Below are 289 nucleotides of genomic sequence, written 5' to 3'. Positions count from 1 at the left end.
GACTACACGGGTATCTAATCCTGTTTGCTCCCCACGCTTTCGCTCCTCAGCGTCAGTACCGGCCCAGAGTGCCGCCTTCGCTACGGGTGTTCCTCCCGATCTCTGCGCATTTCACCGCTACACCGGGAATTCCACACTCCCCTACCGGACTCGAGTCACGGCAGTACCGACGGACCCCTCCACGTTGAGCGTGGAGATTTCACCGTCGACTTGCCGAACCGCCTAAGAGCTCTTTACGCCCAATAAATCCGGACAACGCTTGCCCCCTACGTATTACCGCGGCTGCTGG

1 rRNA gene is annotated in these 289 nt (G+C 59.5%); it reads right to left on the bottom strand.

The window, feature by feature from the left end:
• Window positions 1-289, bottom strand: a 16S ribosomal RNA gene (locus ACTHSL_RS13440); the annotation flags it as partial.

The organism is Neisseria sp. P0008.S010 (assembly GCF_051962715.1).
GTDB lineage: Bacteria > Pseudomonadota > Gammaproteobacteria > Burkholderiales > Neisseriaceae > Neisseria > Neisseria elongata.
This window is presented reverse-complemented; position numbering and strand designations above follow the sequence as displayed.